The following is a 21,236-nucleotide window of genomic DNA, read 5'->3' on the forward strand; positions in this document are numbered from 1 at the left end:
TTTTGATTCATAAAATTAAACTCTTTTTACTATTATTTTTTATAGGTATATCTGGTTTTGGTCAACAATTAAACACGTTTCTCAAGCCAAGTGATACTTTAAATATTAAAAGAAGAAATGCGGTAGTCGTTTCTGAAACTGCTTTAGGAGCTTCGGCATTGATTGGTCTAAATGCATTGTGGTATAAAGATTATGACCGTTCTAAATTTCATACCATAAACGATTTGGATGAATGGATGCAAATGGATAAAATTGGCCATGCATTTTCATCTTATCAATTGGCTAGAGTAGGAGCAGATGTTTTTAATTGGAGCGGTGTAAGTAAAAAAGACCAGCTTATTTATGGTGCTACATTTGGATTTACGTTTCTGTCGGCTGTCGAAATTTTTGACGGTTTTTCTAAAGAATGGGGTTTTTCTTGGTCAGATATTGGAGCTAACGCGCTTGGAACAGGATTGTATATTGGTCAAGAATTACTTTGGGAAGAACAGCGTTTGCAATTAAAATATTCATTTCACCAAACTCCTTATGCTGCAATGCGTCCTGAAAGATTGGGCAATTCCTTCATAGAACAAATGTTTAAAGATTATAATGGTCAAACCTATTGGTTAAGTGCGAATTTAGATGCCTTTTTTAAGGAGGCGAACTTCCCTAAGTGGTTGAACATTGCAATTGGATATAGCGCAAACGGCATGTTAACTGGTGAAAATGAACCTGTTAATAATATGTTTACAAGTCAAGATAGATATCGGCAGTTTTATTTAAGTTTTGATGTAAATTTGACCAATATTAATACAAAATCCAGGGTTTTAAAAACCATTTTTTCTGTATTAAATGTTATAAAAGTACCGCTCCCTACAATCGAGTTTAATAGCAAAAATAAGGCTGTATTTCATCTTTTGCTCCATTAAGAAATACACTTAAACGAGTAATTTTGAAAATATCAAGAATTTGTGTAATTTTGCACGCTGAAATTTTGAGTATATAAATGAATCATTTTGCCCTCGTAAATTTTAAATTATGTATAAAGGATTAGTAGCATATTCGATTATTCCAGTTGTAGTGTTTTTAGCATTTTTTACTGCTTTTGAAACTACATATATTTTGGACGAAGAGATGTATTCGATTGAAGGCTTAGAGCTTGCTTACAATTCTCCCAGTAAAGCACCTAAAATTGAAACCCCTAAAAAAGTAGACTATTATTTACCAACCCTTGGAAAATGTTTTGTTGGCTTTAAAGAAGCATTGGCTTTTAAGGAGTCTAGAGGAAATTACTTTTCTGTAAACACTTTTGGTTATATGGGTAAATATCAATTTGGCAGAAACACACTCAAGCTTATTGGTATTTATAACACTAATAATTTTTTGAATACCCCTGAACTTCAGGAAAAAGCTTTTATTGCAAATGCTATGCGTAACAAGTGGATATTGCGTCGTGATATTAAACGTTTTGTTGGAAAAACTATCGATGGTGTTTTAGTGACTGAATCTGGAATTCTTGCTGCAGCACATTTAGCAGGTCCTGGAAGTGTTAAAAAGTATTTGCGAAGTTATGGAGCAATTGGTTTTGCAGATGCTTATGGAACTACCATAAGAAATTACATGAAAAAGTTTTCTGGTTACGATACATCTTTTATAGAAGCAGATAAAAAAGCAAAAGCTACTTTACTTTAATCTTTGTGTATTATAAATATTGCTGGCCTTTTATGAAGGTCAATATTTGCTAATTTCCACTCACTTACCATTTTGGTTTTTATATACTCGGTTGCCAATGTAATATCACAAGCAATGCACACTCTAGTGTTTTTGTTTAGAGATGAGCAAATGTCCTCTAACATTTTATTGTTTCTATAAGGTGTTTCAATAAATATTTGTGATTGGTTTTGCTCAAAAGATATACGCTCTAACTTTTTTAAGCTAGCCTTACGTTCGTGTTTATCTATAGGTAAATAACCATTAAAAGTAAAACTTTGCCCATTCATTCCGGAACTCATTAATGCTAGCAATATAGAGGAAGGTCCAACTAGAGGTACAACTTGAATGTCCTTTTCATGAGCAATTTTAACAACATCGGCTCCAGGATCGGCTATTCCTGGACAACCAGCTTCAGACAATAACCCAACAGGTTTTCCTTCCATGCATGCATTTAGAAAATCTGGTAGTTCGTTTTCTTCAGTATATTTATTTAGTATATGAATCTTAAGTGATTGTTGAGATTTTCCAGAACTAATTTTTTTAATAAAACGTCTTGCAGTTTTTTCATTTTCAACGATGTAATCATCAACTTGTTCAATTATTTTTTTTATGGAAATAGGCAGTACTTCTAAAGGCTGATTTTCGCCTAATCTGGTCGGAATTAAATATAGTTTTCCTTTGACTTCACTCATGTATTAATTAATTATTAGCTTAATATTTGAAAGTAGACTATTCGCTTTAAAAACAGATACAATATACAATCCTGAAGCTAGATTTTTGGTTGAAACTGGAATAATATGATTAGAAAAATTACTTAAAGTCTTAATATGTTTACCAGTAAAATCATAAAAAGCAATCGAGAAAGGAATTTCATTCTCATCAAAAACAAAAAACACTTCTTCCCTTGCTGGATTAGGATACATTAAGTAGCTAAACCCTACGTCATTAGTTTCAATGATACCATCACAATTTTCATCTATGTCATTATTTGGAATTTCGGTAGCAATAGGATTTATATTTGGGTTTGTATCATCGCAATCGGTATTATCACTAACATAGCCAATAGGTTGAGTTGTGGCAGTTTGACTTACATCAGGATTTCCAAAAGTATCATTATCAGCATCTTCGTACCAAGTTTTTAAATCAAAGCCATCACAGTTTTCATCTATGTTATTATCTGGAATTTCTGTGACGTTCGGATTTATATTTGGGTTTGTGTCGTCACAATCAGTATTATCAGCGACATAGCCATTTGGCTGGCTGGCAGCTGTTTGACTTACATTAGGATTTCCAAAGGTATCATTGTCGGCATCTTCATACCATATTAACTCATCTAAACCGTCACAATTTTCATCAATGTTGTTATTCGGGATTTCAGTAGCGTTCGGATTTATATTAGGGTTTGTGTCATCACAATCGGTATTATCACTAACATAGCCGCTAGGTTGAGTTGTAGCTGTTTGGCTTACATCTGGATTTCCAAAAGTATCATTATCAGCATCTTCGTACCAGGTTTTTAAATCAAAGCCATCACAGTCTTCGTCAATGTTGTTATCTGGAATTTCTGTAGCGTTAGGGTTTATATTTGGGTTTCTATCGTCACAGTCGGTATTATCGGCAACATAGCCGCTAGGTTGAGTTGTAGCTGTTTGGCTTACATTAGGATTTCCAAAGGTGTCGTTGTCGGCATCTTCATACCAAGTAGAATTAGAAGTGTCTGTATCAATAATTCTATAGATTGTACCAGAATTTAAGCCAGCAATATAAAGTTCGCCATTAATATCTTCACCAAAAGCAACCCAACGATTCCCATTAAATTGGTCGCTAAATGACATATTCCATGAACTTCCGCTGTTTTGTAAAAAACCAATTTCGTCACTGCAATAATCTGCAAAAAAGTATAGTCCAGAAAAATTTGGAAACTGAGAACCTCTGTATCGATAGCCACCAGTTATGGAGCATTTAAAATTTCCACTATTTGAATGTGAATATTCGCCAACAGGGAAGGTAAGTGTGCTTGCATCTGGACATCCAGTATCGTTAAATGTGTTATTTCCTTCATAGCAACGCCACCCATAATTTAAACCAGCAGCTGTAGGAGCAGCCATATTAATTTCTTCATATTCGCCTTGACCAACATCTGCAATCCAAATATCTCCAGTTTGGCTATCAAAAGAGAATTTCCATGGATTTCTTAACCCATAAGCCCAAATTTCATCAAGTGTATTGACATCACCATCGTTATAGAAAGGATTATCGCTTGGAATTGCGTAATTATTTCCATTAGCTGTGTTGTTCACATCAATCCTTATCATTTTTCCTAGTAATGTACTAAGGTTTTGAGCTCTATTTTCGGGATCTCCACCTGCACCTCCATCTCCAGAAGCAATATATAAATAGCCATCTGGACCAAAAGCCATATCGCCTCCATTATGGTTACTGTATGGTTGTGCAATATTAAGGAGGGGTAGCTCGGAACTTGAGTTTGCAATATTTGCATCTGAAATGCTAACTTCAAACCTAGAAACTACAGTGTCCCCATTATTATTAATATAATTAACGTAAAAAAAACCATTGTTACTGTAGTTGGGATGAAATGCTAAACCAAGCAATCCTCTTTCGTCTCCACCACCACTAATATCAATAACAAGGTTGTTAATGTCTAAAAAAGGTGTCGCATTTACAGAACCATTGGTATTAACAATTCTAATATAGCCTCTTTGTTCAACAACAAAAAGTCTGTCATCGCCTGCATTTTTAATATTTACAGGCATATCTAGTCCTGTGGCAAAGCTTTGTATATCTATTGTTTGGGAAAAAGAATAGGTAAAAAAGAATAAACAAAAGCTTAATATAAATGTATTTTTACTTTTCATAGCGTACTTTGTTTAATAAATGTACGAATAAAAAGGTAGAATTAGATGTAATAATTACTTGATAATTAGCTTGTTTTGAGATTTCTCACCTTTATTTGTAATAGTTTCAATGACATATATTCCCGAAGAAATATTTGCAAATTCTATTTTTGCTGTTGTTGAATTAATGGTTTCTATTGTTGCGCCAATCTTTTGTCCTTGAAGATTAATAGCGTTTACTTCTTTTAAAGATGTTGCTTTGTTAAAATTTAAAGCCACAACATTGTCTTCTGTTGGATTAGGTATAATGCTAAACTTATAATTTAAATTCGTTGAAGTAGTCGACATGGTATTTGCTTTAATCTTGTATACTTGACCATTATTGCTTAACGGGTTGCTGACCACAAATAACTCACCATTGTTATCTTCAGCAAAAGCGACCCAGCGTCTACTACTAAATGTTGTTGGATGATTAGTTCTATTCCAACCTCCACTGCCATCTGGCGTTATCATAAATATTTCCCCACTGCACCAATCTCCGGCAAAATAGGTGCCAATTAGATTGGGATATGCGGACCCTCTATAGCGATAGCCACCAGCAACAGAACATCTAAATTTTCCATCACTTTCAAAATGGTTATACTCATGAGCTGCAAACTCTAAATTACCAATAGGTGGACAACCACCACTCATATTAAATTCAGAAGAACCTTCGTAACATCTCCAGCCATAGTTTAAACCAGGGACATTACCTGCGTTTAAATTTATTTCTTCAATATCTTCTTGACCAACATCGCCAATCCATAAATCACCATTGGCGCTATCAAACGAAAATTTCGCAGGGTTTCTAAAGCCATATAGCCATATTTCTGCTAATGTATTTGGATCGTCTGTTGGTGTTTCAACAAATGGATTTCCTGCAGGAATGCTATAGTTGTTTCCGTATGTATTTCCATTTGTAGGATTGTCAACATCAATACGAAGAATTTTACCGTGAATCTCAGCTAAATTCTGAGAACGATTATCAGGATCTCCTTGATCTGTTCCACCATCACCTTTAGAAATGTATAAATAACCATCTGACCCAAAAGCCATATCGCCTCCATGGTGTGCATCGTAAGGATGCGGAATATTCATTATCACTAACTCTGAATTGACATCGGCAATATCTGGATTTGCACTTACAGAAAATCTAGAAATTATATTGTTACCAACTTGGTCAATGTAATTCACATAAAAGTAACCATTGCTAGAATAGTTTGGATGAAAAACCATGCTTAACAAACCTCTTTCCCATTCTACCTGGTAATTATCGTAAACCAAAGCATCAATGTCTAGAAAAGGTGTTGATGGTGTGGTGCCGTCAGATTTTATAATCCAAATAAACCCATCTTGTTCTAAAACAAACATTCTACTGTCTCCAGCATTTGCAATATTTGTTGGGTAATTAAAAGTTGGTCCAAATGCTTCCAGAGAAATAGTTTGAGCATTTAAAGGCAATGAAACAAGACAAAGCATTACTAATGCAGTTGAGTAGAGTTTTTTCATGTTAGGGTGTAATTAGATTTCTAAATTACATTATTCATGAAATATTTTTTAATACTTTAATGTATATTCTATCACAGGCTTGATTTAATAGTTGAAATACATTTTCGAAACCCGAATCACCTCCATAATAAGGATCTGGAACATTAATTAATTCATTATCTAGCTCATTTAGAATCAATTCTACTTTTTTTTTATCACCATCATTTCGAGCTAAGGCTATGATATTTTTATAGTTAGAAGTGTCCATAACATAGATGAAATTAAACTCGTCAAAATCTGATACTTTGAATTGCCTTCCTCTTTGATTTGTAATATCGATACCGTGTTTTTTAGCAACTTCAATCGATCTTTTATCTGGAAGTTCTCCAATATGATAATTGCTGGTTCCAGCAGATTCAACTATAAAATTATGTTTTGGGAATTTATGCTTTAAAATGCCTTCGGCTAATGGGGATCGACATATATTGCCTAAACATACCATTAGAATTTTTGTCATTTTTAAGTATTTATAATGAAAGCTTTTTTGAAAGGTCCTCTACGTATTTTCTAAATTGCTTATCGGTAGAAGATAAATTATCAACAGTTTTACAAGCGTGTAATACAGTAGCATGATCACGCTTACCAATTTGTGAGCCAATACTTGCTAAAGATGCTTTTGTAAATTTTTTGGCAAAGAACATCGCTAATTGTCTTGCTTGTACGATATGTCTTTTTCTAGTTTTAGATTGAAGTGTATCCACATCCATTTGGAAATAATCTGATACTACTTTCTGGATATAATCTATAGAAACCTCACGTTTTGTATTCTTTACAAACTTCTCAACAATATCCTTTGCAAGTCCTAAAGTAATCTCTTTTTTATTAAAAGATGATTGAGCAATTAATGAAATTATTGCACCCTCAAGCTCTCTAACATTCGTTTTAATATTCTTAGCAACGTAATCTATAATGTCATCAGGCATTTCTACACCATCTCTATATAGTTTGTTTTTAAGAATTGAGACTCTAGTTTCAAAATCTGGGTTTTGTAACTCAGCTGAAAGTCCCCATTTGAACCTTGATAATAAGCGTTGCTCAATATCTTGCATATCTACAGGCGCTTTATCACTTGTTAAAATAACTTGCTTGCCATTTTGGTGTAGATGATTAAAAATATGGAAGAATACATCTTGAGTCCCTGTTTTTCCAGAAAGGAATTGCACATCGTCAATAATAAGTACATCTATTAATTGATAGAAATGTATAAAATCATTTCTATTATTCTTTTTAACCGAATCAATATATTGTTGTGTAAATTTTTCAGCTGAAATATATAAAACCGTTTTTTCTGGGTATTTATCTTTTATATCAACACCAATAGCGTGAGCCAAATGAGTTTTTCCTAAACCAACGCCACCAAAAATCAGTAATGGATTGAATGATGTGCCTCCAGGCTTGTTAGCTACTGCTAAACCAGCATTTCTTGCTAATCTGTTAGAATCGCCTTCTAGAAAATTTTCAAAGCTGTAGTTAGGGTTTAATTGAGATTCAATCTTAACATTTCTAATTCCAGGAATCACAAATGGATTTTTAAGCTCAGGGCTTTTATTATTAAAAGGTACATCTACATCTTGCGATTTTAGACCTCCTCTGTTTGAACTAGGTATTTTCTCAGTGAATGGTTGTTTGTTGCCATAAGTGTTTTCCATTTTTATGACATAAACCAATTTTGCGCTTTCGCCAAGTTCTTTGGTTAAGGCAACTTTTAATATTTTTACATAATGTTCTTCTAGCCATTCATAGAAAAACTTACTAGGAACTTGGATGCTTAAGGCATTTTCAGTTAGCTTAACTGCAGAAATTGGTTCAAACCATGTTTTGTATGCTTGCGGTTGAATGTTATCCTTTATGAATTCAAGACAGTTATTCCATACCGATTGCGCAGTTACACTCATTATCCTTTGTAAAATTAATAGTTTGTTAGTTGGTTGGTAGAAAATTAAAGAATAGGGGTTTTCTCTGTTTGTTTTCTACACGACAAATATGTGAACAAAATTCTAAAAAAAAAAATAGATGTCTATTGAATTTTCAGTTTTTTTTTCGCATGTTTAAATCCGCATGAAAATACAAAATTATTTTTAAAACATCCTCTTATATTTTATGAAAAGCTACGAGACAAAAATTCGTATTAGATATGGTGAGACAGACCAAATGGGTGTTGTCTATCATGGTAATTATTCAAACTTTTTAGAGATAGGAAGGATAGAGTGGCTGAGGTCTCTTGGTGTGTCTTATAAGCAGATGGAGCTAGACGGAATCATGCTTCCGGTGATTTCGTTATCTTTAAAATATAAAAAATCGGCGTGTTATGATGACGTGATTTGTGTAAAAACAATTTTAAAAAAATCTCCAACAGCAACGATAGAATTTGATTATGAAATCACAAATGAGGCAGGAGAAATTTTAACTTTAGGGAACACAATTTTGGCTTTTATTAATATGAAGACGAATCGCCCTACAAGATGCCCAAAATTTATTTTAGACAAACTGCAAAATTAATCGTTAAACTCACTTATCTTAACCTCAAATATTTGGTTAAAAACATTAAAAATTGCTTTTGCTTCTTTTTTTCTTACCGAAATATGAATTTGACAATCTAATTCTAGTTTTTGATTGACAATTTTTAACTGTTTTTCTTTTATAACTCTCATCACTTTGTCCATATTTTTATAATCAAACTTAATGAGGTAATCTATATTTATTGTTTTTGTCACAATTTTTGAACTCTCTAGAGCAAGTTGAGCAGAAGTCTTATAAGCGTTTATCAAGCCTCCAACGCCTAGTTTTACACCTCCAAAATATCTAACAACCACAACAAGCACATTAGTAACATCAAACGATTGTATTTGTCCATAAATTGGCATTCCTGCGCTGTTATTTGGTTCGCCATCATCATTAGCTCTGTAGGAAATGTTTTGGGTGCCAATTTGATATGCATAGCACCAATGTCTTGCCGAATGGTGTTGTTTTTTTAGTTTTTCTATTATTGACTTAACTTCTTCTTCTGAAGTCACAGGAAAAGCATATCCAAAAAACTTGCTATTCTTGTCTTTAAAAAGCACTTCTTGCGATGGCCTTGTGATTGTTTTATATGTGTCGTTTATTTCCAACTTACGCCAAAGTTACTAATAGAATGGAAACAATTGCTAAACTTATACCTATCCAATTCTTTTTTGATATGGATTCTCTAAACAAGAACAAGCCTACAAGTGTTGATACCATTACTATAGCAACATTATTAACTGTAAATAGTGTTGAGCTTTCTAAGCCTTTAAATTGTAATGCTTTTAATAAGAAAACAATGGAATAGTAATTAATGATGCCTAGAATAATACCACCTATGACATTTTTTATTTCAAATTTAATGGATTGTTTTATTGTGTTATATACTAAGATAAGTAAACCAATAATTGCTGCACACCCAAATATGGTTGCTGAAAATATTGGAATACCATTTTTAGGCACATATGTTGTTTCAAGATATTTTATGGAGGCATCAATAACTCCAGAACCTAAGAAGAGTATAAAAGGAAGGAATATTCCTTGCCTAAGACTAATGGATGATTTGGCTTTTATTGCTGTAAGATAGACTGCAATAAGCGCTAAAATAATTCCAAATACTTTCTGAAAACCAACACTCTCATTATAAACATATAATCCAAAAATAACTGGAATAACCACACTCATTTTACTAGCAACTGAAGCTACCGATAACCCATTGCGTTGAGCGGTTAATGCCATTAAGTTAAAAACAGAGATAAATAGAAAGCCTAATAATATAGCGCCTAAAAACCATTTTGAGTTAAAAATTTCAGATGTATTTATTGGAGATTTATAGCTAATAAGTCCGCAAATGCAAGCAGTTACGTAATTAGCAACAATTGCTTGAAACGTATTTATTCTAAAACGATTAAATAGCTTGAATACCACAAAAATTGCAGTTGATGCTAGAATGCTGAGTAAGAGATATATCAAAATAAATGCTTCTTAATGGAAAATAAATGGATGATATCATCTTTTTCTGGAATCAAATTCCAAGTATGAATGCCTAGTTTTGATGCTGACTCTGTGTTTTCTTTTAAATCATCAATAAATAAACATTCATTTGGATGTAAGTTGTTTTCATTTAAAACAAATTCATAAATAGATGGACTGGGCTTGCTTAAATGAATTTCTTGTGATAAATAAAATTTGTTAAAACAATTTTTAAACTTTTCATAACGCGGCAAACTCATGTTCTCGATAACCTGTTCAATATGTAAATCGTTGGTATTACTTAGTAAAATAAGGTTGTATGTGTTTTTAGAAGCAAGGTTTTCAATAAATTGAAGTCGATGCTCTGGAAAATCAAGAATAATACTATTCCAAGCTTTTATAAAATCTTGAGTGGCGATACTTGGAAATTTCTTATTGAAATAGTCAATTAATTCGTCAGTTGAAATCAATCCTTTTTCATATTCTGAAGCTATATGATACATGTCTAAACTTATAGCTTCGGGTATTCCTAAGCTAATGAGCTCTCTTTTAATGGCTGGTTTATCTAAATTGATAAATACATCGCCAAAATCGAATATAATGGTTTTAATTATTGACATATATTTTTAATGTATCATCGAGTATTTGTTTTTCTGAAATCAAATTTCCTGCAAAAACGGGGGCTTTTATACCTTCTTTAAATGTGTTCTTGCCAGTAAATACTCTGGCCTCATCCCAAAGACCCGAATTAATAAAAAGCTTCAAGGTTTTTGCACCTCCTTCAATAATTACAGAGTTGATATCTGCTTCATATAACTTATTGCAAATTCCTTTGGCTGAGTTGTCGTTAATTATTAAGGTTTTAGCTTTGTTATCAAATACTTTAAATTCTTTTGAGAGTATATTGTGTTTATCTAAAACAATGCGAATCGGATTCTTTCCATCCCAATCTCTTGTGGTTAAACTTGGGTTGTCTTCTAATACAGTATTTGTGCCAACTAAAATGGCTTGTTCTTCAGCTCGCCATTTGTGAACCAATTGCCTCGAGTGTGTATTGGTTATCCAAACAGGTTGTTTTTCTTTTTTATGTAATGGAGCAATAAACCCATCAGCAGTTTCTGCCCACTTTAATATAATATAAGGACGTTTTTTATTGTGAAATGTAAAAAAACGTTTGTGGTGCTCTTTACATTCCTCCTCTAAAACACCAACTTTAACATTGCAATCAGCTGCTTTAAGTTTAGCAATACCCTTTCCTGCAACTTTTTCATTATCATCGAGACAGCCAATAACTATATTTGGAATGCCATGTTCAATAATCAAATTACTGCAAGGAGGCGTTTTTCCAAAATGAGAGCAAGGTTCTAATGTGACATATAAAGTGGCTTCTTTTAAAAGCGATGTATCCTTGACTGAGTTAATGGCATTCACTTCTGCATGAGCACCACCATAAGGACATGTAAAGCCTTCTCCAATAATTGTTGAGTTGTAAACAATCACACAACCAACCATTGGATTTGGTGCAGTTGTGCCTAATCCATTTTTAGCAATCTCTATACAGCGAGATATGTATTTTTCGTGTATCTTCACATCACAAAAATACTATTAAATAATCGGTAATTATAACATGATTATTAGAGAAATAAAACCCGAAGATAATCTCTCAATAGAAGCAATTATGACCAATTGTTTTAAAGAGTATGGTTTGCCAGTTTCTGGTTCTTCACTTGAAGATGAAGACGTTAAAAGCATGTATGAAGGTTTTCAAGGAGAAAGAGCTGTTTATTATGTTGTTGAAGAACAAGGAAAAGTACTAGGTGGAGGAGGTGTTAAGCAATTGCAAGGAGCAGCAAAAGATACTTGCGAATTGCAAAAAATGTATTTTCATCCTGACGCTCGTGGAAAAGGTTTTGGTAAGAAGATGTTTGATTTGTGCATGAAAGCAGCAAAAGAGTTTAATTATAAATATTGCTATCTCGAATCAGCTTCGCAACTTAAATCTGCTATCAAATTATATGAGAAAAACGGCTTTAAACACTTAGATAAACCATTGGGGAATACAGGTCACGTTATTTGTGGTGTATACATGCTTAAAAAACTACTATGATACTAAAATCATTACGAACTTATTTTAACAACGCGCTTTTAGGTTATTACCCTGAAACTGAAATCGAGTCGTTTTTTCACTTACTTTCAGAGAGAATATTAAAGCTAAAGCGCATAGATATTTCTCAAAGTTTATATGCTGTTGTTTCTGGTAAGAAATACGATAAGTTTGAAAAAGCTATAGATAGACTAAAAAAATACGAGCCCATTCAATATATACTTGGTGATACTGAGTTTTATGGATTAATAATTAAAGTAAATCCTTCAGTATTAATCCCCAGACCAGAAACCGAAGAACTTGTTGATTGGATTATTAAAGATTGTAAAGACAAGAAGAGTATTTCCATTTTAGATATAGGAACAGGAAGTGGTTGTATTGCTATAGCACTATCTAAGAATTTACCAAATGCTTCCATAGTAGCATTAGATGTTAGTAGCGACGCTTTAAAAATAGCTAAGCAAAATGCCATAGATAATGAAGTTGAAATTGAATTTGTCGAAGCAGATATTTTAGATTGGGATTCTACCAATATGCAATTTGATGTTATTGTATCTAATCCACCTTATGTTCGTGAGCTTGAAAAACAAATGATGAGCGCAAATGTATTAGACCACGAGCCACATTTAGCATTATTTGTTGAAGATGATGATGCCTTATTGTTTTACAGAAAAATCACCGATGTAGCTGCTAATATTTTGAAGCCAAATGGTCAATTGTATTTTGAAATAAATGAAAACTTAGGCGAAAGCACCAAAGAATTACTGACAGAGAAAAGTTTTAACGAGATAGAATTAAAAAGAGATTTTTTTGAGAAAGATCGAATGATTAAAGCCATAAAATCATGAATGATTTAAAAGCTATAGCTGTATTTTGTGCGAGTAGTGAAGGAAATGATACTAAAATAATTTCTGAAGCTGAAACATTAGGAAAAACTTTGGCAAACGAAAATATTACTTTAGTCTATGGTGCTGCAAAAATTGGTATCATGGGAAAAATTGCCCAGGCATCATTGGACAATCATGGAAAAGTGATTGGGGTAATTCCAGAGTTCTTAAAACTAAAAGAGGTCGTGCATTTAGGGTTGACAGAACTAATAACCACAGACAATATGCACGAACGTAAACTGAAAATGCATGAGCTGTCGGACGGATTCATTACGCTTCCTGGAGGTTTTGGTACGTTAGAAGAATTGTTTGAAATTATTACTTGGGCACAATTAGGCTTGCACCAAAAACCAATTGGTTTATTAAACATCAATGGTTTTTATAATGATTTGATAAGCATGTTGGAAACCATGGTTGCTAAAGGACTACTAAAAATGGCAAATTTTAAGCTATTGATTGTTGAAGATGATATTAATAGGTTGCTCGATAAAATGAGACACTATAAACGGCAACCTGTTCCTAAGTGGTTAAAAGCTGATAGAACTTAGTTTATAAAATTATTCAATGTTTTAATCTTCAAATCGTTTAAGGTTTCGGCTTCTGTTGTAAAGTCAATTTCTAGAATTTTATTTGGTAGTAAATCAAAGAAGTTATCACTAAAATGACCTTTTTCTTTAGTAAAAAGAAATACATCCTTTTGTAGAGTAGAGCTAGATAGTTTTACCTTAAATCCAGATGAAGTTTTTGTAATTTCTTTAGTTATTTCTGCTTGTTGAAGTTTTAAGTCTTTAGGCTTTGCTAAAAAATATGTTGAGGTTGTATTGTTGAAGCTCGATACGAGAACAGCATTCTTTTTGTCAATGCCTTCTAGATTTAGTTCATGCATTAAATCGCTACTGTTTTCTAAAGCAGTTACTTCTTTTGAAAATGACCACAATTCTTTTCCAGAGAAATCAATCAATTTTAAATGAAGCGTATCGGTTACAGTTAGATTGTCATTAATAACAAATGTTTTAAGCACATTATCTTTAATCGTTGGAGACACTAGCACATTCTCAAAACTCTTTTTAGCCTTGTAATGTAATGCTTTCCAGTTTCCAAAAAAGTCTATGCTAGACCATGAAATAGATGGCCAACAATCATTTAATTGCCAAAACAAAGTTCCCATATTATAAGGTTTTGCACGTCGTTGTGCTTCGAGTCCCTTAGTAATGCCATAGGCTTGAACTACCTGACTCATGTAAACGTAATCTTCAGCTTGAGTTGGGACAGGAAAATCACGCTGCATGTACTCATCAATTAACTGAAATCCTCGAACATGTTTTTGATGATTTTTAAACCCTTCTGAAGTAATCTCTAAGGAATCACTTTGGTTGATATAATTAATCACCTCATAACTTGGAAACGATTGCATTCCGAATTCACTCATAAATCTTGGTACACGCTCTTCCAAATGCTCAAAAGGATAGCCATCATGCCAAATCCACCAATCGTGAGCGTCACCTTCAAATTCGTATTTCGGATTGCCGCGTCCATATTTTGGAGACGATTCCCAATAATATGTATCAGTTAATTTAGCGACTGTATTCGGTAAAATAGAATCAAACACCTTTAAATAATTACTCCAAATCTCTTCTTTTTCAGATTCTGAACGACCATCTTGCCAACCCCAACGATGCCAACCTTCACTATTTTCATTATTGCCACACCACAATGCAATACTTGCGTGATTTCTTAGGCGTTTTAGATTGTCAATGGCTTCTTGTTGTACATTTTGCAAATAGTCTTTATCTCCAGGATACATGGCACAGGCAAACATAAAATCTTGCCAAACTAAAATGCCCTTTTTGTCGCATAGGTCATAAAAGATATCATTCTCATAAATACCTCCTCCCCAAACTCGCAGCATATTCATGTTGGCATCAACTGCATCGTCAAGCAATTTTTCATAATGAGCATCTGTGACTTTGTTTTGCATGCTATTTTGCGGAATATAATTGGCTCCTTTAGCATACACAGGAACATCATTGACTTTAAAATAAAACGATTCGCCAACGCTATCTTTTTTGGTGACGAGTTCTATTGTTCTTAAGCCTATTTTTGTGGAGATGCTGTCTAAAATGGCATTTCCTTTTTTAACTACAACTTTAATATCATACAAATATGGTTCTCCTAAATTGTGAGGCCACCAACGTTTAGGGTTTTTGATTAGAAGCCTTGTAGCCCAAGTATGGCCTTTTAAAACTTCACTTGAAGTTTTGTAAAGGAGGTCATTTATATATATATTATATGTTAAAGACTTATCTAGTTCTATGGAGGAGATTTTCTTAATATCCAATACTAAATCAGCAATAGAATCATTTAATTTCAATTGCTTTACATAAAAATCATCAATCTTAAAATCATTCCAAGCCACCAATTTCACAGGTCGCCAAATTCCGCTAGTATTTAATTTTGGTCCCCAATCCCAACCATATTGAAACTGCGCTTTTCTGGTAAAAATACGGTTGCCTTCTGGTAGAGAATAACCTAGCTTTGCTTTTTCTTGTTCTTCAAATTTCGTAGTGTTCTCAAATAAAATTCGTAATATATTCTCAGTTTTCAATAATGGTTTCACATCAACTTGAAATTCACGAAAGGCATTGTTGGTTTTTAAAATTAAACTGTCATTTAAAAATATAGAAGCATAGGTATCTAGACCTTTAAAATTAAGTTCTATATTTTGCTTTTGAAGTGTTTTCTTATCCACTGAAAAGGTGGTTTTATATTCCCAATCGGTTTCCGAAATCCATTGTAAATCGTGCTCATTGTTTCCAATAAAAGGATTTTCAATAAGGTTATTTTCTAATAAATCGGAATGCACATTACCTGGAACAGTAGCAGAATTCCAATTGGAGTCAGTTACTTTTTTGAATTCCCAATTGTTGTGTAACTCAATTGTTTGAGGGACATCATGCTTGGTTTGACAACTCAAACAAACGAGAATTAAGAGTAATAGACTATATCTCATCTAAAAGGGCTTTGATTTTTTTTGTGTCAGAATAGGTGAGTGATGTTGAAAATAATGAGCCATTACATTCTATTTCTGTTGAAGCAGAAGCATGAATTTCATTAAAACCAACTTCTTTAAACAGTTTGGCGTTTTTAGAGTTAATGCCACTTCCTGCTAAAATAGTTATCCTTCCATTTGCTTGTTCTTGCAATTGTTTTAGGAGATTTAATCCTTTTTCTGCTGAGGTTTCCAAGCCGGAATTAAGTATTCTATCAACACCTAAGGCGATTAATTGTTCTAAGGAGTTTTTAGGGTCTTTAACACAATCAAAAGCACGATGGAATGTAAACTGCAATGGCCTAGAAAGTTCTAACAATTCTTTGGTTCTTTCTATATCAATCGTATTGTCTTTATTTAAAATACCAGAAACGATTCCAGCACAACCTAAATTTTTGCATAGTTGAATATCTTGTTTCATGATGTCAAATTCTTCTTCTGTATAGACAAAATTTCCACTTCTTGGTCTGATTAATACAAACACAGGAATAGAAAGGGTATCTGTGACTTGTTTTAATAAACCATAACTTGGTGTTATACCACCAACTGACAATTCTTGACATAACTCTATACGATGTGCTCCTGCTTCTTGAGCATTTTTGGCGGATTGATAGGAGTTGGTACAGATTTCTAAAAGCATGTTAATTCACAATTATTTCATCAATAAACGTCCAAGCTTTGTTACCAGCACCTTGTTTGCCTTCTGGAATGATGCCATAGTTTGGGATTTTTAAAGTGATAGCCTTGATTTTTACATTCATATCTTCTGGGATTGATAATTCATAATCGAGAATTAAAACCTTATCATTATGTTGACTGTTTAAAGAAACTTTATTTGAAAGAAAAGAATCATCGTCTAGCTCAAAAATAAAGTGTATTTCCTTTGGCGCATAAATCCACTGCCCATTCCCATTATGAAATCTTGTTTCAATTGAATTAACTTCTATTTCTTCACCTAAATCAATGGTAATCTCGATATCTTCTCCCCAAAACCCTAACCATTCCTTGTCGCCATAACGTGAATCACTTCCGGAAATGCCATTGACTAATCCTGCTGCTCCACTTCCTGGATAGGATTTGTGTGGTTCTTTGTTTATGGTAATCTTTTTTCCAACGGCTTTATGCAAATTAATATCCTGAGAAAATGTAGTTCCTAATTTTTTATCTGAATTAAATACAGATGCTTTTATACTGACACTTTCAGTAATTGTAATAGGTTTAGTATAGGCTTCTGAATTTATAGTTGGCTCTGAGCCATCTAAAGTAAACCGAATCGTTTTACCACTGGTTAAGGTTTGTAATTGATAGCTCAATCCATTATCATCAGAAAGTAACTCGCCTTCAATTTCATACAAATGATTTGCATAATTAATGTTTAAAGCATCCAATCTTTTGTGAAAATTTTCAACGCGTTTTACAAAATCTGCATAGTTTTTATTTTCCTGTTTCGACCAAACCACCTCACTCATAGCAAGTATGCGTGGAAACGCCATGTATTCGACATGTTCTGAAGTTTTCATATACTCTGTCCAAATATTGCCTTGAGCACCAAGTACATATTTTGATTCCTCTTCGTTAAGTTCCTCAGGAATAGGATTAAAACTGTACACTTTTTCTAAGGGTAGGAAACCACCAATAGCAATGGGTTCGTTGTCATTTTCGCTTTGATAATAGTCAAAATAACAATGCGATGTTGGTGTCATAATCACATTATGATGTTGTTTTGCTGCTTCAATAGCTCCATTTATGCCTCGCCAAGACATGACTGTGGCATTTGGAGCTAAGCCACCTTCTAAAATTTCATCCCAACCAATAATTTGTCTTCCTTTACCATTTAAGTATTTTTCGATTCTAGAAATAAAATAACTCTGCAATTCGTGTTCGTCTTTTAAGCCTTCCTTTTTAATAAGAGCCTGACAATGGTCGCAATTTTCCCATCTCGTTTTTGGAGCTTCATCGCCACCAATATGGATGTATTCACTTGGGAATAAAGCTAAAACTTCATCTAACACATCTTCTAAAAAGGTAAATGTTTCCTCTTTTGGACAGTAAATTTCTTCATAAACGCCCCACTTTGTTACAACTCCAACCTGTTCTCCAGTACAACCTAATTCAGAATAGGCTGCAATGGCAGCTTGTGCGTGTCCAGGTAATTCAATTTCTGGAATCACTGTTACAAAACGGTTCTGTGCATAAGCAACGATGTCTTTAACTTCTTCTTGCGTATAAAAACCACCATATTTTTTGCCATCAAATTGATGTGGTTGGTCGCTGTAATGTCCAATTAAGGTTTCATTTCTAAAGGCAGCAACTTCTTGAAGTTTTGGATATTTTTTTATTTCAATACGCCAACCTTGGTCTTCGGTTAAATGCCAATGAAAGGTGTTCATTTTTAACATAGCTAAGGCATCAATATATTTTTTGATAAAATCTACCGAAAACATATGTCTGCCAACATCTAGATGCATGCCACGATATATGAATTTAGGTTCATCCTTAATAGTTGTACATGGTATTATAACTTCATCATCTTGAAAAGTGCCATTTTCGAATTGAGGTGGTAGAAGTTGTCTTAATGATTGTACCGCATAAAAAGCACCTTGGTCTGTTTTTGCTTTGATTTCTATGGTGTTAGGAAGGATTTCAAGCGAATAACCTTCATCTGTAAGAGCATCATCCTTAATAAAGGAAATTTGGTTACTACCTTCCATTGAAATGTCGCTACCTTCTTCTATATATGATTTTAAAAATTCACCAGAAACTTTAAAATTTTCATCATAATTAATACCTGTAGAACTATTTAGAACGAATTGACCATTGTTGATTTTTTTTTCTGATGGTTGCGGAATTATTAAAACGTCTGAGGTTAATGTTTCTTCTTCTTTGCAGTTGAATAAAATGCTCATAAAAAGCAGAGCAACGAGTATTTTCTTGTAATGCATTTTAGTATATTAGATGCTTTAAATATAGCCTAAAAAGATAACTTTTTCTTAAATTATTTAATGGATATTCAACAACAAATAAAAACACTAAGCGAAGAACTTCGTCAGCATAACTATAATTACTATGTGCTTGATAACCCTACCATAAGTGATTACGAATTTGATATAAAGTTAAAGAAGCTTCAAGAACTTGAAGCTAAACATCCAGAATTTGCTGAAGCGGATTCTCCTACAAAACGTGTTGGAGGTGAAGTGACTAAAAACTTTGAGACTGTTGTTCATGAACACCGAATGTATTCATTGGATAATTCGTATTCCAAAGAGGACTTATTAGATTGGGAAACACGTATCAAAAAAATGATTGATGGTGATGTGCAATACGTATGTGAACTAAAATATGATGGCGCATCTATTAGTTTAACTTATGAAAATGGGGCTTTATTAAAAGCTGTAACTCGCGGAGATGGAACTCAAGGCGATAATGTGACTGCTAATATCAAGACGATTAAGTCAGTGCCTTTAAAATTAAAAGGGAATTATCCACCAAAATTTGATATACGTGGTGAAATCGTGTTGCCATTTGAAGGCTTCAACAAAATGAATGAAGAACGTATAGAAATTGGAGAAGAACCATACAGAAATCCAAGAAATACAGCATCAGGAAGTTTGAAATTACAAGATAGTGCTGAAGTGGCTAAACGACCTTTAGAATGTTTGTTATATAATATTACAGGCTCTAATTTAGGAATTAACACACAGTTTGAAAGCTTAGAACTTGCAAGGCAAATTGGTTTTAAAGTTCCTAATGCTGCAAAACTGGTCAACTCCATTGATGAAGTTTTAGAGTTTATTGACTATTGGAATGTACACAGACATGATTTGCCATATGAAACAGATGGTGTTGTGATTAAGGTGAATAATCTGCAACAACAAGAAGAGCTTGGTTATACGGCTAAAGCACCACGTTGGGCCATGGCTTATAAGTTTAAAGCAGAACAAGTTTCAACACGATTAAATGAGATTACTTATCAAGTTGGTCGTACAGGAGCTATTACACCAGTTGCCAATCTTGAGCCTGTTGAATTAGCAGGAACTACTGTAAAAAGGGCATCACTGCACAATGCAGACCAAATTGTAAAATTGGATATTAGAGTAGGAGATGAGGTGTTTGTTGAAAAGGGAGGGGAGATTATCCCTAAAATAATTGCTGTAGATTTAACCAAACGACCAGCAGATTCTCAACCAACACAATATATAACACAATGTCCAGAATGCAATACCGAATTGGTACGACAAGAAGGCGAAGCACAACATTATTGTCCGAATTATAATGGTTGTAAGACACAAATTATTGGAAGAATTCAGCATTTTATTTCCAGAAAAGCTATGGATATTGAAGGTTTAGGAGGAGAAACTGTTGCCTTGTTGGTTAATGAAGGTTTGATATCTAATTATTCTGATTTGTATGAATTGACTAAAGAGGAAGTTATGCCATTAGAACGAATGGCAGAAAAAAGTGCTGAGAACTTAGTAAATGGAATTGAGGCGTCTAAACAAATTCCTTTTGAGCGTGTGCTATTTGCATTAGGAATACGCTATGTTGGTGAAACCGTAGCTAAGAAGTTAGCTAAGCATTATAAAAACATTGAAGCTTTATCACAAGCTACTATGATAGATTTAGTAACTGTTGATGAAATTGGTAATAGAATAGCTGAAAGTGTTGTTGACTTTTTTACTTCTGAAGAAAATAGGCATATAATAGATAGATTAAGAGGATTTGGATTGCAATTGTCTCTATCTGAGGATGTTTTAGCAAATCAAACCGAAAAATTAAAAGGTCAAACCTTTGTTGTTTCGGGAGTATTTGAATCCGTTTCCCGTGCCGAATTAAAGAAGTTTATTGAGGATAATGGAGGTAAGGTGTCCTCATCAATATCTTCAAAAACATCTTATTTAGTTGCTGGAGATAAAATGGGACCAAGTAAACGTGAAAAAGCTGAAGGTTTAAATATTCCTATAATTAATGAAAAAGACTTCTTACAGTTAATTATTTAGAACAATTATAAATAAAGCTTTTTATCGATAAAAAGCATGTTTTATACGTTCAATTGTAATATTTTGTTATATTTGTCTGACAAATAG

General features: G+C 33.3%; 19 protein-coding genes. 7 read left to right on the forward strand and 12 right to left on the reverse strand.

Annotation, left to right across the window (positions count from 1 at the left end; genetic code table 11):
• The first annotated feature begins 2 nt into the window (after nt 1-2).
• Entirely contained in the window at nt 3-911 is a 909-nt protein-coding gene (locus tag HB672_RS07625) for a DUF2279 domain-containing protein (protein WP_167610468.1), read from the forward strand.
• 109 nt (nt 912-1,020) lie between these two features.
• Nucleotides 1,021-1,674 (forward strand): peptidoglycan-binding protein LysM, encoded by a 654-nt coding sequence (locus HB672_RS07630; RefSeq protein WP_167610471.1) that lies wholly within the window; start codon nt 1,021-1,023, stop codon nt 1,672-1,674.
• On the opposite strand, the gene HB672_RS07635 is transcribed toward HB672_RS07630, so the two are convergent.
• Genes HB672_RS07635 through dnaA form a run of 5 tightly spaced genes read right to left on the reverse strand, consistent with a single transcriptional unit; the run spans nt 1,671 to nt 8,032 of the window.
• A complete protein-coding gene (locus tag HB672_RS07635) occupies nt 1,671-2,387 on the reverse strand; it encodes an SAM-dependent methyltransferase (protein WP_167610474.1) in 717 nt (238 codons plus the stop codon). The two genes, HB672_RS07630 and HB672_RS07635, sit on opposite strands and share 4 nt — an antisense overlap.
• A gap of 3 nt (nt 2,388-2,390) precedes the next feature.
• Nucleotides 2,391-4,571, reverse strand: a complete 2,181-nt coding sequence (locus tag HB672_RS07640) for a PQQ-dependent sugar dehydrogenase (protein ID WP_167610477.1) — start codon at nt 4,569-4,571, stop codon at nt 2,391-2,393.
• Nucleotides 4,572-4,625: 54 nt separating this feature from the next.
• Nucleotides 4,626-6,098, reverse strand: a complete 1,473-nt coding sequence (locus tag HB672_RS07645; RefSeq protein WP_167610480.1) for a PQQ-dependent sugar dehydrogenase — start codon at nt 6,096-6,098, stop codon at nt 4,626-4,628.
• A gap of 34 nt (nt 6,099-6,132) precedes the next feature.
• Nucleotides 6,133-6,594, reverse strand: a complete 462-nt coding sequence (locus HB672_RS07650) for a low molecular weight protein-tyrosine-phosphatase (RefSeq protein WP_167610483.1) — start codon at nt 6,592-6,594, stop codon at nt 6,133-6,135.
• A 10-nt stretch (nt 6,595-6,604) separates the two neighbouring features.
• Nucleotides 6,605-8,032: a chromosomal replication initiator protein DnaA gene (gene dnaA / locus HB672_RS07655; RefSeq protein ID WP_167610486.1), complete on the reverse strand. Its 1,428-nt coding sequence runs from the start codon at nt 8,030-8,032 to the stop codon at nt 6,605-6,607.
• Between the two features lie 205 nt (nt 8,033-8,237).
• Here dnaA and HB672_RS07660 point away from each other — a divergent pair, with 205 nt between their 5' ends.
• Nucleotides 8,238-8,636 carry a thioesterase family protein gene (locus tag HB672_RS07660; RefSeq protein WP_167610489.1) on the forward strand — a complete coding sequence of 133 codons (399 nt, stop codon included), beginning with the start codon at nt 8,238-8,240 and terminating at the stop codon, nt 8,634-8,636.
• Here HB672_RS07660 and HB672_RS07665 read toward each other — a convergent pair.
• Genes HB672_RS07665 through ribD form a run of 4 tightly spaced genes read right to left on the reverse strand, consistent with a single transcriptional unit; the run spans nt 8,633 to nt 11,702 of the window.
• Entirely contained in the window at nt 8,633-9,247 is a 615-nt protein-coding gene (locus HB672_RS07665; protein WP_167610492.1) for a YigZ family protein, read from the reverse strand. The two genes, HB672_RS07660 and HB672_RS07665, sit on opposite strands and share 4 nt — an antisense overlap.
• A gap of 1 nt (nt 9,248) precedes the next feature.
• Complete coding sequence (locus tag HB672_RS07670) at nt 9,249-10,112, reverse strand: GRP family sugar transporter (RefSeq protein ID WP_167610496.1); 864 nt, start codon at nt 10,110-10,112, stop codon at nt 9,249-9,251.
• A complete protein-coding gene (locus HB672_RS07675; RefSeq protein ID WP_208864197.1) occupies nt 10,109-10,732 on the reverse strand; it encodes an HAD family phosphatase in 624 nt (207 codons plus the stop codon). The genes HB672_RS07670 and HB672_RS07675 overlap by 4 nt, the downstream gene beginning before the upstream one ends.
• Nucleotides 10,719-11,702: a bifunctional diaminohydroxyphosphoribosylaminopyrimidine deaminase/5-amino-6-(5-phosphoribosylamino)uracil reductase RibD gene (gene ribD / locus HB672_RS07680; protein ID WP_167610499.1), complete on the reverse strand. Its 984-nt coding sequence runs from the start codon at nt 11,700-11,702 to the stop codon at nt 10,719-10,721. The genes HB672_RS07675 and ribD overlap by 14 nt, the downstream gene beginning before the upstream one ends.
• A 37-nt stretch (nt 11,703-11,739) precedes the next feature.
• Here ribD and HB672_RS07685 point away from each other — a divergent pair, with 37 nt between their 5' ends.
• Genes HB672_RS07685 through HB672_RS07695 form a run of 3 tightly spaced genes read left to right on the forward strand, consistent with a single transcriptional unit; the run spans nt 11,740 to nt 13,651 of the window.
• Entirely contained in the window at nt 11,740-12,219 is a 480-nt protein-coding gene (locus HB672_RS07685) for a GNAT family N-acetyltransferase (RefSeq protein WP_167610501.1), read from the forward strand.
• Nucleotides 12,216-13,064 (forward strand): peptide chain release factor N(5)-glutamine methyltransferase, encoded by an 849-nt coding sequence (prmC, locus tag HB672_RS07690; RefSeq protein WP_167610504.1) that lies wholly within the window; start codon nt 12,216-12,218, stop codon nt 13,062-13,064. Before HB672_RS07685 ends, prmC begins: the two co-directional genes overlap by 4 nt.
• Nucleotides 13,061-13,651, forward strand: coding sequence for a TIGR00730 family Rossman fold protein (locus tag HB672_RS07695; RefSeq protein ID WP_167610508.1), 591 nt, complete (start codon nt 13,061-13,063; stop codon nt 13,649-13,651). Before prmC ends, HB672_RS07695 begins: the two co-directional genes overlap by 4 nt.
• Here HB672_RS07695 and HB672_RS07700 read toward each other — a convergent pair.
• From HB672_RS07700 to HB672_RS07710, 3 genes are read right to left on the reverse strand one after another with little or no spacing between them, the layout of a single operon-like run.
• A complete protein-coding gene (locus tag HB672_RS07700; protein WP_244306593.1) occupies nt 13,648-16,077 on the reverse strand; it encodes a glycoside hydrolase family 2 protein in 2,430 nt (809 codons plus the stop codon). The genes HB672_RS07695 and HB672_RS07700 overlap by 4 nt on opposite strands.
• Nucleotides 16,078-16,102: 25 nt before the next feature.
• Nucleotides 16,103-16,792 carry a copper homeostasis protein CutC gene (locus HB672_RS07705; RefSeq protein ID WP_167610514.1) on the reverse strand — a complete coding sequence of 230 codons (690 nt, stop codon included), beginning with the start codon at nt 16,790-16,792 and terminating at the stop codon, nt 16,103-16,105.
• Nucleotide 16,793: 1 nt separating this feature from the next.
• Nucleotides 16,794-19,058, reverse strand: coding sequence for a family 20 glycosylhydrolase (locus HB672_RS07710; RefSeq protein WP_244306594.1), 2,265 nt, complete (start codon nt 19,056-19,058; stop codon nt 16,794-16,796).
• A 96-nt stretch (nt 19,059-19,154) separates the two neighbouring features.
• Between HB672_RS07710 and ligA the strand changes: the two genes are divergently transcribed.
• The gene (gene ligA / locus HB672_RS07715) at nt 19,155-21,149 is read left to right on the forward strand and encodes an NAD-dependent DNA ligase LigA (protein ID WP_167610521.1); all 1,995 of its coding nucleotides are present in this window, start codon (nt 19,155-19,157) and stop codon (nt 21,147-21,149) included.
• The last annotated feature ends 87 nt before the right edge of the window (nt 21,150-21,236 follow it).

It is taken from the genome of Gaetbulibacter sp. S0825, assembly GCF_011777505.1.
Taxonomy (GTDB): Bacteria; Bacteroidota; Bacteroidia; order Flavobacteriales; family Flavobacteriaceae; genus Pontimicrobium.